14 protein-coding genes and 2 rRNA genes are annotated in these 14545 nt (G+C 68.7%); 1 reads left to right on the plus strand and 15 read right to left on the minus strand.

Features of this window, described 5'->3' with window-relative positions; translation table 11 throughout:
• Positions 1 to 36: 36 nt before the first annotated feature.
• From recN to E1261_RS17855, 6 genes are read right to left on the minus strand one after another with little or no spacing between them, the layout of a single operon-like run.
• Entirely contained in the window at positions 37 to 1761 is a 1725-nt protein-coding gene (gene recN / locus E1261_RS17830; RefSeq protein WP_132407997.1) for a DNA repair protein RecN, read from the minus strand.
• Positions 1761 to 2690, minus strand: a complete 930-nt coding sequence (locus E1261_RS17835) for an NAD kinase (protein WP_132407998.1) — start codon at positions 2688 to 2690, stop codon at positions 1761 to 1763. The genes recN and E1261_RS17835 overlap by 1 nt, the downstream gene beginning before the upstream one ends.
• Before the next feature lie 11 nt (positions 2691 to 2701).
• Positions 2702 to 3520: a TlyA family RNA methyltransferase gene (locus E1261_RS17840; RefSeq protein ID WP_132407999.1), complete on the minus strand. Its 819-nt coding sequence runs from the start codon at positions 3518 to 3520 to the stop codon at positions 2702 to 2704.
• The gene (locus E1261_RS17845; protein ID WP_132408000.1) at positions 3520 to 3942 is read right to left on the minus strand and encodes a hypothetical protein; all 423 of its coding nucleotides are present in this window, start codon (positions 3940 to 3942) and stop codon (positions 3520 to 3522) included. The genes E1261_RS17840 and E1261_RS17845 overlap by 1 nt, the downstream gene beginning before the upstream one ends.
• Position 3943: 1 nt before the next feature.
• Positions 3944 to 4459: a polyhydroxyalkanoate synthesis protein PhaF gene (locus E1261_RS17850; RefSeq protein WP_132408001.1), complete on the minus strand. Its 516-nt coding sequence runs from the start codon at positions 4457 to 4459 to the stop codon at positions 3944 to 3946.
• 43 nt (positions 4460 to 4502) lie between these two features.
• Positions 4503 to 5615, minus strand: a complete 1113-nt coding sequence (locus E1261_RS17855) for an HAD-IIA family hydrolase (RefSeq protein ID WP_132408002.1) — start codon at positions 5613 to 5615, stop codon at positions 4503 to 4505.
• 24 nt (positions 5616 to 5639) lie between these two features.
• On the opposite strand from E1261_RS17855, the gene E1261_RS17860 reads away from it, so the two are divergent.
• Positions 5640 to 6800 carry a DUF1015 domain-containing protein gene (locus E1261_RS17860; protein ID WP_132408003.1) on the plus strand — a complete coding sequence of 387 codons (1161 nt, stop codon included), beginning with the start codon at positions 5640 to 5642 and terminating at the stop codon, positions 6798 to 6800.
• Here the strand turns inward: E1261_RS17860 and E1261_RS17865 are convergent.
• From E1261_RS17865 to E1261_RS17905, 9 genes are all read right to left on the minus strand, one after another.
• Complete coding sequence (locus E1261_RS17865; RefSeq protein WP_132408004.1) at positions 6787 to 7680, minus strand: PfkB family carbohydrate kinase; 894 nt, start codon at positions 7678 to 7680, stop codon at positions 6787 to 6789. The two genes, E1261_RS17860 and E1261_RS17865, sit on opposite strands and share 14 nt — an antisense overlap.
• Positions 7677 to 9119, minus strand: a complete 1443-nt coding sequence (locus tag E1261_RS17870) for a purine-cytosine permease family protein (RefSeq protein WP_132408005.1) — start codon at positions 9117 to 9119, stop codon at positions 7677 to 7679. Before E1261_RS17870 ends, E1261_RS17865 begins: the two co-directional genes overlap by 4 nt.
• A gap of 11 nt (positions 9120 to 9130) precedes the next feature.
• Positions 9131 to 10150, minus strand: coding sequence for an ADP-ribosylglycohydrolase family protein (locus tag E1261_RS17875; RefSeq protein WP_132408006.1), 1020 nt, complete (start codon positions 10148 to 10150; stop codon positions 9131 to 9133).
• Positions 10147 to 10851, minus strand: coding sequence for a GntR family transcriptional regulator (locus tag E1261_RS17880; RefSeq protein ID WP_132408007.1), 705 nt, complete (start codon positions 10849 to 10851; stop codon positions 10147 to 10149). The genes E1261_RS17875 and E1261_RS17880 overlap by 4 nt, the downstream gene beginning before the upstream one ends.
• A gap of 32 nt (positions 10852 to 10883) precedes the next feature.
• The gene (locus E1261_RS17885) at positions 10884 to 11729 is read right to left on the minus strand and encodes a CHAD domain-containing protein (protein WP_165952545.1); all 846 of its coding nucleotides are present in this window, start codon (positions 11727 to 11729) and stop codon (positions 10884 to 10886) included.
• Between the two features lie 109 nt (positions 11730 to 11838).
• The gene (locus tag E1261_RS17890; RefSeq protein ID WP_238176286.1) at positions 11839 to 12690 is read right to left on the minus strand and encodes a tetratricopeptide repeat protein; all 852 of its coding nucleotides are present in this window, start codon (positions 12688 to 12690) and stop codon (positions 11839 to 11841) included.
• Positions 12687 to 13496 carry a hypothetical protein gene (locus E1261_RS17895; RefSeq protein ID WP_165952546.1) on the minus strand — a complete coding sequence of 270 codons (810 nt, stop codon included), beginning with the start codon at positions 13494 to 13496 and terminating at the stop codon, positions 12687 to 12689. The genes E1261_RS17890 and E1261_RS17895 overlap by 4 nt, the downstream gene beginning before the upstream one ends.
• Positions 13497 to 14146: 650 nt before the next feature.
• Positions 14147 to 14264, minus strand: a 5S ribosomal RNA gene (rrf, locus tag E1261_RS17900).
• A 157-nt stretch (positions 14265 to 14421) separates the two neighbouring features.
• Positions 14422 to 14545, minus strand: a 23S ribosomal RNA gene (locus E1261_RS17905); the annotation flags it as partial.

The raw sequence follows: 14545 nt of genomic DNA on the forward strand, positions 1-14545 counted from the left end.
CTTTCATCCTTTGGAACGACTGTTTGGTCGTCGTACCTAACGCTTTTTCTTCTTGGGTTTGTTATGACGTTCGGCTGCCAGCGCTAGGAGTTCTTCGGCGTGGGCCTGCGCGGCGTCGGAGTTCTCCAGGCCGGCCATCATCCGCGAAAGCTCCTTGAGGCGCGCATCGTCATCCAGAGCGACCAGTCCGCTTGTGGTGACCGAGCCGTCGTCACTCTTCAGTACGACGGCGTGCCGGTCGGCGAACGCGGCGACCTGCGGCAGGTGGGTCACCACGATCACCTGGGCCTTCTCGGCCAGCCGGGCGAGCCGTTTGCCGACCTCGACCGCGGCGCGACCGCCGATACCTGCGTCGATCTCGTCGAAGACCAGCGTCGGCACCTTGTGCGTGTCGGACAGGATCACCTCGAGCGCCAGCATCACGCGGGACAGCTCACCACCGGATGCCGACTTCTGCAGCGGGCGCGCCGGGCTGCCCGGGTTCGCCGCGAAGCAGAACTCGATCTCGTCGATACCGAACGGCCCGGCTGACGTCTCGTGCACCTCGACCGACAGCGTCGCGTGCGGCATCGCCAGCCCGGTCAGCTCCTCCGACACCAGTACGCCGAGTCGCTGTGCCGCCTCGATCCGAGCCTCCCGGATCTGGCGGCCGAGCTCAGCCAGGTTGGCGTCCAGCTCGGCCAGCTCACCGGTCAGCAGCTCGACGCGCTCATCGCTGCCATCCAGCTCGGCCAGTCGCTCGGCGGACCGCTTGGCCCAGTCGAGCACCTCATCCACGGTGCCCTGCTCACCGCCGTACTTGCGGATCAGGTTGGTCAGCAGCGATCGCCGCTCGCTCACCACGGACAGTCGCGCCGGATCGGTGTCCACGTCAGCGGCGTACGACGAGAGCTCGCCGGCCAGGTCTGCGGCCAGATACCCGAGCTCGCCGGCCCGGTCCGCCAGTTCTGCCAGCTTGGCGTCGTGTTCACGCTCGCCGTCCAGCAGTTGCTTCGCCAGTGCCAGCAGACCGAGTACGTCGCTCGGTCGCGTCGCCTCGAGATCCTCAGAAGCCAGTGCATCAGCCGCATTCGTCGCAGCGGTCCGCAGACCGTCGGCGTACGCGAGCCGGTCTTCCTCGGCCGCCAGCTCGGTGTCCTCACCGGGCAGCGGCTCCGCCTTCGCGACCTCCTCCAGCCCGAACCGCAGCCGGTCCGCCTCGGCGAGCCGATCGCGTTGCCTGGTGGTCAGCTCGGTCAGCTCGGCCTCGACCTCACGGTGCCGCTTGTACGACGCCGCGTACTCCTGCAGTGGCACCAGAACCGGCTTACCGGCAAAGGTGTCCAGGGTCTCGCGCTGCCGAGCCGGCTGCAGCAGCCGCCACTGATCGGCCTGCCCGTGAATCGCAACCAGGTCGCCGGTCACGTCGCCGAGCACCGACACCGGCACCGACGCGCCGCCGAGGAACGCCCGGGAGCGCCCCTCCGACGACAGCTCGCGCGCGATCAGCAGCTCTTCGTCGTCCATCTCGCCGCCGCGGTCCTCGGCCTGCTGCACGATCGACTTCGGGACGTTGGTCGCCCGCCCCTCGACGCGCGCCCGCCGCACCCCGTGCCGCACCAGCCCGCTGTCGGCGCGACCGCCGAGCAGCATGTTCACACCGGTCACGACCATCGTCTTACCGGCACCGGTCTCGCCGGTGACGGCGGTGAACCCGGGGTCGAGGTCCAGCGTCGCGTCCTCGATCACGCCCAGGCCGATGATGCGGATTTCCGAAAGCATCAGGTCTCCTGTTGACCGTTGGGGTTGCGTTTGCGTTCGGCGGCACCACGCCAGCCGAGCACCGGGAGGTCGAACTTGGCCACCAGCCGATCGGTGAACGGCGCCTTGTGGGCCCGGGCCAGCCGGACCGGGCGAGCACCGCGGCGGACCACGATCTCGGCCCCCGGCGGCACCTCGACCATCCGCCGGCCGTCGCACCACAGCACGCCACGGCCGTTCCAGGATGGCACCAGCTCGATCGACAGCCGCGACGAGGGCGCCACCACGATCGGCCGCGAGAACAGTGCGTGCGCACTGACCGGGACCAGCACGATCGCCTCGACCTCGGGCCAGACGATCGGGCCACCGGCCGAGAACGCGTACGCCGTACTGCCGGTGGGCGTCGCGACCACCACCCCGTCACAGCCCCAGCGGGACAGCGGGCGGTCGTCGACCTCGACCAGCACCTCGAGCATCTTCTCCCGGGCGGCCTTCTCGATACTCGCTTCGTTCAGCGCCCAGGTCTCGAAGATCAGCTCGTCGTCGTGGCGGACATCGACGGCCAGCGTCATCCGCTCCTCGACCGTGTAGCTGCGGTCGACCACCACCTGGACGATCCGCTCCAGGTCGTCGACCTCGGCCTCGGCCAGGAACCCGACATGCCCGAGATTGACGCCGAGCACCGGCGTACCGTGCGGGCGGGCCAGCTCGGCGCCGCGCAGGATCGAACCGTCGCCACCGAGCACGATGATCAGCTCGACGTCGAGCGCGGCCTTGTCGGGGTCGACAGCGATCTCGACCGGCTCGAGCTTGAGGTCGTCGGCCTCGTTCGCGAGCAGCCGGACGAGCAGACCGGCATCCGTCAACAGCCGGTGCGCCTCACGCGCCACCCCGACCGCCTGCTCACGGCCGGTGTGCGTCACGAGCAGCACGCGCCGCAGCTCAGCCACTTATGCCCCTCCTATTGCGGTCCACGCTCAATCGCGTCCTGCAGCATCGTCTCATCCAGCGGCGGCGCCGAACGCCGTATCCACAGGAAGTACTCGACATTTCCGGACGGTCCGGGCAGCGGACTGGCCGCCACCCCCGCGATCCCCCAGCCGAGCTGCTGGGCCTTGACCGCAACTCCCCGTACGGCGTCCGCCCGCAGCTCGGGCTCCCGAACCACCCCGCCCTTGCCGAGCCGCTCCTTGCCGACCTCGAACTGCGGTTTCACCATCAGCATCAGCTCGCCGTCCGGTTTCACCACTCCGAGCAGCGCGGGGAGCACCAGCGTGAGCGAGATGAAGCTCAGGTCGCTGACCACGAGGTCAACCGGTTCACCACCGATCTGCTCGAGCGTGAGGGTGCGGACGTTCGTCCGGTCCATCACGGTGACCCGTTCGTCGGTCTGCAGCGCCCACACCAGCTGTCCGTAGCCGACATCGACGGCGAACACGTGCTGGGCCTCGTTGCGCAGCAGAACGTCGGTGAAGCCGCCGGTAGATGCGCCCGCGTCCAGAGCGATCCGGCCCTTCACCTGGACCTCGGGAAACGCCTCCAGTGCGCCGATCAGCTTGTGCGCACCACGACTCGCGTACCCGGGGTCGTCAGTCGCGGAGGTGTCGACGACGATCGGCGCATCGGTCCCGACACCGGTCGCCGGCTTCGATGCGACCGCTCCGGACACCTTCACCTTGCCGGCCGCGATCAGCTCACTCGCCTGCTCACGCGAGCGCGCCAGACCGCGCCGTACCAGCTCAGCGTCGAGACGCGTGCGCTTCGCTGCACCCTTGGCCACTACGGGCTGCGGTCGCCCTGGTCGGCGTCCGCCTCGACCAGTGCGGTCTGCAACCGCTCGTGCAGGTCGGCGTAGACCTCCGCGTGCTCCGCAACCGGCTTGTCCCGCAGGTCGTGCAGCCGCCCCATCACTTCGTCCACCAGCGGGTGGCCGGAGTCGTCTGCTGCGGAGTCGTCTGCTGGCGATTCGGCCTCGAACGGCTGCTCATGCTGCTCGGCGGGCTCCCGGGCGAACTCCGGGCCGAACTCGATCTCGGCCGGATCCACCCGCGCCGGCTCCGCGCTGTCTTCCAGGCTCTGGGAGCCAGGTTCGGAGTCGTAGTCGGGCTGGGCCGTGCGCTCCTCTTCGTGCTCCGGCGCGTAGTCCGGTTCCACGTCGGGGTCGACGTCCGGGGGGAACTGCTCGCCAGGGTGCTCGGTCACGTCAGGCCTTCTTCGCCGTCTTCTTCGCTGCGGTCTTCTTGGCCGGGGCCTTCTTCGCGACGGCCTTCTTCGCCGGAGCCTTCTTGGCTGCTGCCTTCTTGACCGGCGCTGCCTTCTTGACCGGGGCCGCCTTCTTGGCGGGCGCCTTCTTCGCCGGGGCTGCCTTCACCGGGGCCGGTGCAGCTGCGTTTTCAGCGGTTGCGTCTGCGAGCTCGGTTTCCAGCTGCTGGACCCGGCGGGTCAGCGCCGCGACCTCCTCGGAGCGGACGAACCCGAGCCGCGCCACGGCGCCCTCGACCTCGTTCGTCACGATCGCCTGCAGCAGCTGGCGGTTGCTCTTGCTGGTGGCAACGATCTCGTCGGCCAGGTCGCCCACCTTCGTGGTCAGCCCGGACGTCAGTGCATCCGCACCTGTCTGCTGCAGCAACGCCTTCGCCGCCGCCTCGGCCTTCTGCTTGCTGACCTCGGCCAGACCGTTCGCCAGCTGTACGTAGCCGCGCAGTGCGTCCATCACCATGACTGCCTCCTCGCTTCGTTCCAGCAACGGTAGCGCTTCGGGTTCACTTGTCCAGGCCGACCCGGTGGAGCGCACCGTTGATTGCGATCGTGCCGAGAGCCGGTGCGGGCTTCGGCAGCGGACGGCGGCTGCTGCGGGTCGCTGACTTGGCAGTCTTGGCAGTCTGCTTCGGCGGTGCGTCCACAGCGGTCCAGACGGCGGACAGGATCGCGCGCAGCCCGTCGTACGGCTCGCCTTCGCCCTTGACCGCCACAGCGTTGTTCACAACCTCAGCGGTCCAGCCACCGCAGCTGTGCTTGCTGCCGTCAACCGTCACGCCAGGCTGCTTCTGTGCCAGCGCTGCGAGGTCAGGAGCGATGTACGTCGGCCGCTGGTCCTTCGGCGCCTGCGCCAGGTCATGTGCGTCGTGGACACCGGTTGCCACCCACAGACTGGCGATTCCGACCGCATGTGCACCAGCAATGTCGGAGTCCAGCCGGTCACCGATCATCAACGGCTTCTTCGCCTTCAGCCGCTCAATACTCGTCTCCAGCAACGGCGGCTCCGGCTTCCCGGCCACCACCGGATCCACCTCGACCGCAGCCCGGACAGCCTGCACCAGCGTGCCGTTCCCGGGCGCCATCCCGGCCGCAGTCGGAATCGTCAGATCGAGGTTGGTCGCAAACCACTTGGCGCCCTCGTTGATCGCATGTGCGCCATCCGCGAGCATCACCCAGTTCACATCCGGGTGAAAGCCCTGTACGACGGCCACCGGGTGCGCGTCGCTGCTGCGTACCGGCGTCAGCCCGTACTCCTCCAGAGCGGAGATCAGCCCCTCACCGCCGATGACGAGCACCGGCGAGCCCTTCGGGTACTCCGACGCGATCAGCTTCGCTGCGGCCTGTGCGGACGTCACCACGTCGTCGGCGATCACATCCAGCCCGAACGACGCCAGGTGCTCGGCCACGATTCTTGCCGGACGGCTGGCGTTATTGGTGATGTAGCCGATCCGCATGCCCTCCTTGGCCGCCTTCCGCAGGTGCTCGGGCGCATCCGGTACCGGGTCCGGGCCGACGTACACAACGCCGTCCAGATCCAGCAGGGCGACGTCGTACCGGCTCGCGAGCGGTTCGTCACACTCCGACAGCGGCGCGGGCGCTTCGCGGTGCGTGCTCATGCGGCCGCCCGTACGATGCGGCTCATGCGGGATTCGAGGGCTGGCGTGCTGCGGCTGGACCCGTTGCGGGCCTGGCGGTTCGTGGCGGGCATGGTGAGCGGGCTGGGCGCGGTCACCTCACCGCCGTACGACGTGCTGGAACCCGCGCTGGTCCGGCGGCTGACTGCGTCTGATCTGCACAACATGGTGAGGCTCATCCTTCCACGCGACCCCAACCTCGGTCCGAGCCGGTACGACGAGCCTGCTGAACGGCTCGCCGGGTGGCAGGCCGCCGGAGTGGTCATCCAGGACCCGCGACCCGCGCTGTACGTCTACGAGCAGCGTCTGGGCGACGCCGTACTGTGCGGTCTGGTCGGTGCGCTGGCTCTGGATCCGCTGCGGCGCGTAGTGCTCCCGCACGAGAACGTGATGCCGCACTGGGTCGACGACCGCCTCGAACTGATGGAAGCCACCGATGCGGACCTGGAGCCCATCCTGCTCGCGTACGGCGACGGTGGTGCGGCCAGCGACGCAGTAGACGCCGCCCGGACCGGAGTGCCGTGGGTGGAGGCCGAAACCGAGAACGGGGCCGAACACCGCATCTGGCGCATCGAGGACCCCGAAACGCTCGCAGTGATCGCGGCCGAGATCGCCAAGCACGAGGCGCTGATCGCCGACGGCCACCACCGCTACGCGGCGTACCTGGAGCGCAACCGCCGCGAACCGGACCGCTCCAGCACGTCAGTCGGCCTGGCGATGCTGGTCGACTACAACCGGCATCCGCTCACCCTGGACCCCATTCACCGCGTAGTGCCCGGTCTAACGCTGGAGATGGTGCAGTCGCGCACCCCGGCCGGCTGGGACGTGCTGTCTGGTCGATCGGAGAGCCTCCCCGACCACATCCGGCTCACAGACGGCACCACCTGGCTCACGATCCGCCCGGCCAACGGTCAGACCGTCCCCGTCGTCTCATCCCTCCACGAGCACCTCCTGCCCGCGTGGGGTGCTCCGGTCGACGAGATCACCTTCCACCACACCTGGTCCGACGCACTGGCCCTGGCCAGCCCTTCGCAGGTAGCGATTGAGCTCACGGCTCCGCGCCTGGACCAGGTGCTCGGCTCGGCGATCCAGGGCGTCATCCTGCCGCAGAAGGCCACCTCCTTCGGCCCGAAGCCGCGCGTCGGTCTGCTGTTCAGGATGCTCTAGCGTCGACCTCACTGCGAGTCGGTGCTGTCGCCGGACCGCTACGAGTGACGGCAATCGCTGCAGCGATGTTGGCGCGCCGGGCTGCCTCCAGTACGTCGGTGCCGCGGAGGAGCTCAGCCGCGAACCAACCGCAGTGCGCGTCACCGGCACCATTGGTGTCCACCACGTCCACCGTGATGCTCGGCACCGCCTCCACCGTGCCATCCTGCGCCACGACACAGCCACCTGCCCCGATCCGCACCACAACGACGGCCGTGGGCGGCACTCTGGTGGCCAGCTCCCTCGCTGCCTCCAGGGGATCGGAGCGGCCGGTCAGTAGCTGGGCCTCGCGGTCATTGCAGCTCAGCACCGCAGTACGAGCCAGGGTGCGCGCCCAGACGTCAGGATCGATGTCGGCTACCAGTGGGCCTGGGTCGACCAGTAGCGCGCCGCCCCGAATCGCCAGCACCTGCTCGGCTTTCTCCGGGACTACGAGGCTGTAGCCGGAGACGTAGCCGATGTCAGACGCCTCCAGATCCGGTAGTGGGTCGCCCACAGCAGTCTCAGCACCGCTACCAGTGACGAACGTGCGCTCGCCGGTACTGTCGAGCAGGACCACGCAGACGCCGGTGTCGATCGCAGTAGTGATCGGCTGCGCGATTCTGACTCCCTCTTCGGCGAGTTCGGCCCGCACCCGCTCGCCGCGTGGTCCGGTGCCGTGACCGCCTGCGTAGACGACGGTGGCACCAGCCCGGGCCGCGGCGGCCATCACATTGAACCCACCGCCGACGTACTCGACTGTGGAGAGCGCCAGCACGTCACCGCCGACTGGTGGCAGCGCCGGTACCTGCATGACCAGGTCGATGACCACCTGTCCGGTATGCACTAGCCGGCCAGTCATTGGGCACCCTCCTTACGGGCACCACCGAGTGCGGCATACGACCCTGCTCCGACAACGAAGGTGATCACCCAGGCCAGCCCGTTCGAACCGAACCACGTGTCAGCGAGCGGTCCGGTGAACCAGGGGTCCGCTGCGGGACCCAGAGTCGCGAACAGGTAGCCGACCACGATGGCCAGCGCCCAGGCGCCGAACGCCCGCCAGGCAATACCACCCCGGTACCAGTAAGCACTGGTACGACGGGTGTCCAGCAGAGCCTCGGAATCGTAGTGACGGCGTCGCAGCATGTCCACGGCGAACACACCGACCCACGCCGTGATCGGTACCGCCAGTGCACTGATGAAGGCGATGAACGGTCCGTAGAACCCGTCAGCGATGAGCAGGAAGTAGATCGCGCCGGCGAAGGTGACCGTCACATCGACCACCACCGCGTACACCCGCCGAACCCGCACTCCAAGGGTGAGCGTGGTCAGCCCGGCCGAGTAGACCGAGAGGTGGTTGGACAGCAACAGTCCGCCGAACGCCGCGATCAGGTACGGAACAGCCATCCAGCTCGGCAGCATCGCGCGGATCGCGGCAACGGGGTCCCCTGCATTCGCCAGCGTGGGATCGCCTGCGGCGAGCAGACTGCCCAGCGAGATCAGCAGGACCAGCGGAATACCCGCACCGGCCGCAGCGGACAGCACCAGCGAACCAGCGCGCACGGTCGGCGCCTGGTAGCGGGACATGTCGGCCGATGCGTTCGCCCAGCCGATCCCTGTACCTGCTGCGATCACGCCGATCCCAGCCACGACCACACCGACGGGTGCAGGCGAGGCAGCTCCAACAGCCTGCCAGTCGACGGTCGCCACCAGGAAGCCGCCGACCAGAATGTTGAGTGCTCCGAACACCCAGGTCGCCCACCGCTGCACAGCCACCAGGAAGGCATGACCGAGTCCGGCGACGAGCACGGTCAGCAGCTCGAACACCGCGATGGCGACGACCGTGAGTACTGGATGATCCTTGGCCGCCGGGCTGGTGCCGAACAGAATCGTGGCCAGCGAGAGCAGCGCGAACGCGGCGGTCGTGGTGTTCACGGTCTCCCAGCCGAGCCGGGACAACAGTGAGACGAGCGTCGGACCAATGTTGCCGCGGGCACCGAACGTCGCGCGCGACAACGTCAGACCGGGCGCACCGCCACGACGGCCGGCGATCGAGATCGCGCCGACGATCGCGAACGAGCCAACAGAGCCGACGACCGCTGCGATGACGGCCTGCCAGACCGTCATCCCCATCGCGACCAGCGTCGCGCCCAGGGGCAGGCCGAGGATGGAGATGTTGGCGGCGAACCAGACCCAGAACAGCTGGCCGGGCCGACCTGTGCGCTCGCCGACCGGGACGGGCTCGATGCCTCTGTTTTCCAGCGTGGACTGTGTTGCCTGGCTTACGGTTTCGGTGGCCATGGCGGCCTCCTTCAGGGGAGATTGGTAGCGCGCAGCGCGAGCAGCCCGTCGACAGTCGTGTCGAGATCGAGCCGATTGACCTGGCGGACCTGATCGAGCAGGTCGGCCGGTAGTCCGGACATGCCGTGGTGCGCACCGAGTACGGCGCCACAGATCGCGGCAATGGTGTCGGTGTCGCCACCGAGTGAGGCGGCCGTGGTGAGCGCGCCACGAACGTCGTTACCGAGCACCTCGACCAGCGCGAACGCGGCGATGACGGATTCGTTGGCAGCGACCGACGTACCGACGACTTCGTCGAGGGCGGGGACGAGTTCATTGGGCGTGAGGTCGTGGACCCAGCCACGGACCCAGCGCAGCCGTGCGGCGATGCTGCCGCCGGCAACCCAGTGGCCGCGCTGACCACCGACCGCTGCGGCGTCCTCGGCTACAGCCACCACAGTAGGCAGGTCAGCCCCGGCCACGCCGGCCGAGACAGCCGCGGCCACTGCGGCGGCTGCGCCGATTCCGAGGCCGGTGTTGTGGGTGACCCGGCATGACTCGACCACGGCATCCACCAGCGCTGTGTGCGCGGCCCCGCGGGTCACCTCTACGCCGTACGCGAGGCCGACCGGCGCAACCCGCATGGCCGCGCCATTCGTCGTACCGTCCCGGCCGGTCTGTTCCGCCGACACCCCGTCGGCCAGGCGATCCAGTGCGCGTTTGGTGGACGGTCCGAGCAAGTCGAGGGAGCCGCGGCGGATCATGTCCTGCTCCCAGGACTGCAGGGCCTCGGCGAACGCATGCGGGTCCACCTGACCGCTTCCCTCGATCAGAAGCCGTGCGAGCAGCAGAGCCTGCTCGGTGTCGTCGGTGATCGTGCCGGCTGGCATGTCTGGCGCGATGGGCTGGTCCGGAGCCCCGGGTAGCAGCCGATCGACCACGCCGTACCGCAGCGCGATGTCAGACCGGGACAGCGACTGCGTGGGCATCCCCAGTGCGTCACCGAGCGCCAGTCCGTACAGGGCGCCCAGTGCCCGGTCTCGGGTGCTCATCGGGCCGCCGGGAAGCTCAGGTGGAACCGGAACCGCTGGGGGTCGAGCAGGCTCACCACGTGCTCGACTAGATCGCCGTTCTGGTCGCGGGTGACCCGGATTGCGCGCAGGAACAGCTCACCGGGCGTTCGCTCGAGCAGCGCGGCATCTGCGGCGTCCAGCGGCTCGACTGAGATCCACTGCTCGCCTCCGACACCTTGGCGGCCGGCTGCGCGCAGAGTCGCGGTAATCGAGTCGTCGACCAGTCCAGTAGTGGGCAGGTCGGCCAGCGCTCCAACTGCCGGTAGCGCGGAGACCTCGATCGAGACCGGGTGACCGCCCGCGCGACGCAATCGCCGTACCGTGACGACCGGACCGTACTGCTCCTCTACCGCCGGATCCCCACCAGTGGCGATGCCCAGCAGGTCGGTGCCGACATCCGCGCCGCCCTCAGCCAGCGCGCGAGCCCAACCGATCTGCTGGTCGAGCTCCTTGCCGTCGAAGGTGACGAACGAGCCGACCCCGGTCTCGGTGGTGATCAGCTCGCGCCGCTGCAACTCGGCCAGCGCGCTCCGGACCGTGCCGCGGGACACCTGGTAGCGGGTCGCGAGCTGGTTCTCGCCCGGTAGCCGCTCACCATGGCCGAGCCGCCCGGTCCGGATCTCCGTGGCGATCTCTGCGACCAGCTGGGATCGCTTCGATCGACCTACCTGTTCAGACATGTATATACATGTACAACGGTGTCGTCAGGGTGTCAAGAGCGGTGGTACAGGCTGAGGAACTCCTCACGCACCGGCTTGCGGGCCGCCCGGTGCCTCTCAACCAGCCGTCCGAGCGTGAACGCCCGCTCCGGCCCCGCATCCGCCACCAGAGCAGTCAGCGCGTCTGCGGCGGCGCAGTGGTCCTGGTGCTGCCCGAGTAGCTCCTGATACCGCGCAGCCTGTACGGCGGTCGCCCGCGCCTCGTCACCGAGCACAGTCGCGCAGGTATTGGCGGCGTACCGGACTCGCTTGGCCAGCAACCGCACCTCATGCCAGTCGTCGTCCTGCGTCCACGGCTGCAGCTTGTCCGCCTCCCGCGCGAACAGCCGCACGGCACCGTCCAGCAGCTCGGGAAGCGCCTCACCACAGGGCGTCTCCGCCTTCGGTGAGAGCACCGGCGCTAGCGCAGTCGTCTCCAGAGTCCGCAGGAGCGTGGCGGTCCCGTCTCCGAGCACCACCTCCGCCGACCGCGCTGCCGCCTGCTCCAAGCCCGCAGTCAGTGTGCTGAGGATGTAGTCGACGTGCTCGGCGTCGTCCTCACTGTGCACGGTCTCCTTCACCAGCGCCGCGATCACCTCGAGGTCCCGAGCCTCACCACAGGCCAGCGCCAACCCAGCCAGGTCCGCCCGCAGCGCGCCGGCCCACTCCCCTGCCAGCAGCTTCCGGAACAGCTTCAGATCGCTCCGCAACCGCCGGCACGAAACCCGCACCTGATGGATGGCGTCGTCCTCGCCCTTCTCCACCATCCGCACAGCCTTCTGCAACCGCCGAGCCCCCTTGGCAACCGCCGCCCCCACCAACACCCCAACAGCATCATCCGCCAGCACCCTCACACCCATCGCCCCATTCTCCCGGGCCCGCCGTAGCCCCGACCGATTGGGCGAGTCGTCCACCAACGCAAAGGAGCCGCCGGGATCATCCCGGCGGCTCCTTGAGCACAGCTTTGTTCTACTGCTCGGATTTCTCCGGCTTCTCCTCCGCGACCACCTCAGGTGCCTCGTCCTCGGCGTCATCGGTCTCGTCGAGGTCGCCGAAGTTGTCTTCGTCGTCCACCTCGTCGACCTCCACGACGGTCGCGGTGTCGTCGGTCTGCTCGACCTCTTCGACCTCCTCGTCCTCGAGGTCTTCGTCGAGGTCGGTGAACTCGAGGCCTTCGAGCTCGGCGGCGCGCTCAGCGGCTCCGGTCGAGCCGTCGGCATCAGCGCCGGCAGCACGGTGGAACCAGACCAGGGCTTCCTCGGTGCGGTCAGCAGCAGCCAGGGCGTCGGCGTACGCGTAACGCAGGCGCGGCAACCACTCCGCCCGGGTGCGCTTGGTCAGCTCCGGCACTTCGAGCACCTGGATCGCGGCCGCCGTCTGGCCCATGTCACGCCGCGCACCGGCCGTCACGATCAACAGCTCGATCTGCGTCGGCTCGGACAGGTCCCGAACGTGCTTGTCCTGCGCCAGCGCCAGCGCCTTCTCCGGCCGTCCGAGCGCACGCTCGCAGTCAGCCATCATCGCCAGGACTTCGTGGTTCCCGGTCATCCGCCGTACGGCGCGGAACTCGGTCAGCGCTTCGTCGTAGTGCTCAGCCAGGTACGCCGTGATCGCCACGGCCTCGCGAACACCGCCCAACCGCGCGGCGAGCCGCCGAGCCGTCCGGGCGTGCTGGTACGCAAGCTCCGGCTCGTCGTCCAGGAACCGGCCAGACGCCACCAGGTGCTGCGCGACCAGGTCCGCCAGGCTGCGCGGCAATGAGCGCAGCTCGGCCTTCACACCGCGATCCAGCTCGCCACCGGTGATGTCCGCGGGAATCACCGGGTCGTCGCGACGCGGACCGACCTTCTCTTCGTCATCCCGCCGCGGTCCACCACGACGGTCGTCACGTCCACCGCGCGCACCGCGCGAATCCCGGTCGTCCCGCTTGAACGCGCCACGCTCACCACGCGCCGGCCCCGCACTGCGAGCACCGCCCCGTACGCCGCCCCGGTCGTCCCGAGCCGATCGCTGATCCCGCCGGCCGTCGCCCCGGTCGTCCCGCCGGAACCCACCAGGCGCACCGCCCCGGTCATCCCGAGCCGGCCGCTCACTACGCCCCGCACCGCGGTCGTCACGAGCAGGCCGCGTATCGCGGTTGTAGCCACCCCGGTCATCGCGCGCAGGTCCATCGGTCCGCCGAGCAGGCCCGCGGTCGTCGCGCGCCGGCCGGGCGTCCCGGTTGTAGCCGCCACGGTCATCGCGTGCGGGCCGGTCGTCACGGTTGTAGCCACCGCGGTCGTCCCGCGCAGGCCGCGTGTCGCGGTTGAACCCACCACGGTCATCACGAGCGGGTCGGGTGTCGCGGTTGTAGCCGCCACGGTCATCACGTGCTGGTCGGGTGTCGCGGTTGTAGCCACCGCGGTCGTCCCGCGCCGGACGGTCGCCCCCGCGGTATCCACCACGATCGCCACCACCGGAACGGTCGTCGCGACGGAACCCACCGCGGTCGCCACCAGTGGAGCGGTTGTCCTTGTTGTACCCACCTCGGTCGCCGCCACCAGAACGGTCGTCGCGACGGTATCCGCCACTCGAGCGGTCGTCGCGGCTAGGTCCGCCGCGGTCGCCACCTGAGGAACGGTCGTCACGACCGGCGAGCTGACCTCCGAAGGGATCCCGGCGACCCTTGTCGTCACCACGGGAGCCGGCGAATCCACGCCGGTTCTCGGTCCGGGCATCGTCTCGGTTGCCACCACTGCGCGGAGCGCCGGTCCGCGGGGTGTCCCCACGACTCGAAGCACCCCGACTCGCGCCACCTTGGAAGCCACCTGAGCTCCGCTGTCCACCGCCACCAGAGCCCGAACCACCGCCGGACCGGTTGCCGCCGTAGCCAGAGCCACCGCCTGAGCCACCTGACCCCGAACGGTTGCCGCTGTAACCCGACCCACCACCGGAGCTCGAACCGCCACCGGAACCAGAACGCTTACCGCTGTAGCCGGCACCACCGGACTCGGGACGTCCCCCACCACTACGGCCGGGACGTCCACTGTTCCCGGAGGAACCGCGTCGGTCCCCCGAGCCGGATCGGGGATTGCGAGGTGGCGTCGCCACTGTGACTCCTAACGATGCTGTAGTGCGGGTAACCGCACAAACCTACCGCCCCGGGCCCCGGAGACCCGCATCGAGCGGCCCGGAGACCACCCAGCGAGCATCGCCCAGAGATCGGCGCAGCAAGAAAATATGGGCCAGACATATGTTAAGGGCCACCCCTAGTGGGGTGGCCCTTAACAGTGTGAATGTCCGGCGGCGTCCTACTCTCCCACGACCTCCCGGTCGCAGTACCATCGGCGCTGAAGGGCTTAACTTCCAGGTTCGGAATGGAGACTGGGTGTTTCCCCGACGCTATGACCACCGAAACTCTATCAAAATATCAACAACCAACCCTGCACAGTCACACACCCCGAGTGGGGTGTGGTTGCTGGGGGTCCTGTTCATATTCTGGGAACCGTACAGTGAACGCGAACATCGTTACATAGCGCAGCGGCTTTCACTGTTGCCAACCGTTGGTTGGTGTGTGACAAGCCCTCGGCCTATTAGTACCAGTCAGCTCCACACCTTGCGGTGCTTCCACTTCTGGCCTATCAACCCAGTGGTCTACTGGGGGCCTTACCCGGTTAACCCGGTGGGAGACCTCATC

Source organism: Kribbella albertanoniae (assembly GCF_004348455.1).
GTDB lineage: Bacteria > Actinomycetota > Actinomycetes > Propionibacteriales > Kribbellaceae > Kribbella > Kribbella albertanoniae.

Coding starts and splice junctions, on each gene's coding strand:
- recN (WP_132407997.1), bottom strand. CDS start 1,761: ATGCTTTCGGAAATCCGCATCATCGGCCTGGGCGTGATCGAGGACGCG.
- E1261_RS17850 (WP_132408001.1), bottom strand. CDS start 4,459: ATGGTGATGGACGCACTGCGCGGCTACGTACAGCTGGCGAACGGTCTG.
- E1261_RS17855 (WP_132408002.1), bottom strand. CDS start 5,615: ATGAGCACGCACCGCGAAGCGCCCGCGCCGCTGTCGGAGTGTGACGAA.
- E1261_RS17860 (WP_132408003.1), top strand. CDS start 5,640: ATGCGGGATTCGAGGGCTGGCGTGCTGCGGCTGGACCCGTTGCGGGCC.
- E1261_RS17865 (WP_132408004.1), bottom strand. CDS start 7,680: ATGACTGGCCGGCTAGTGCATACCGGACAGGTGGTCATCGACCTGGTC.
- E1261_RS17870 (WP_132408005.1), bottom strand. CDS start 9,119: ATGGCCACCGAAACCGTAAGCCAGGCAACACAGTCCACGCTGGAAAAC.
- E1261_RS17875 (WP_132408006.1), bottom strand. CDS start 10,150: ATGAGCACCCGAGACCGGGCACTGGGCGCCCTGTACGGACTGGCGCTC.
- E1261_RS17880 (WP_132408007.1), bottom strand. CDS start 10,851: ATGTCTGAACAGGTAGGTCGATCGAAGCGATCCCAGCTGGTCGCAGAG.
- E1261_RS17885 (WP_165952545.1), bottom strand. CDS start 11,729: ATGGGTGTGAGGGTGCTGGCGGATGATGCTGTTGGGGTGTTGGTGGGG.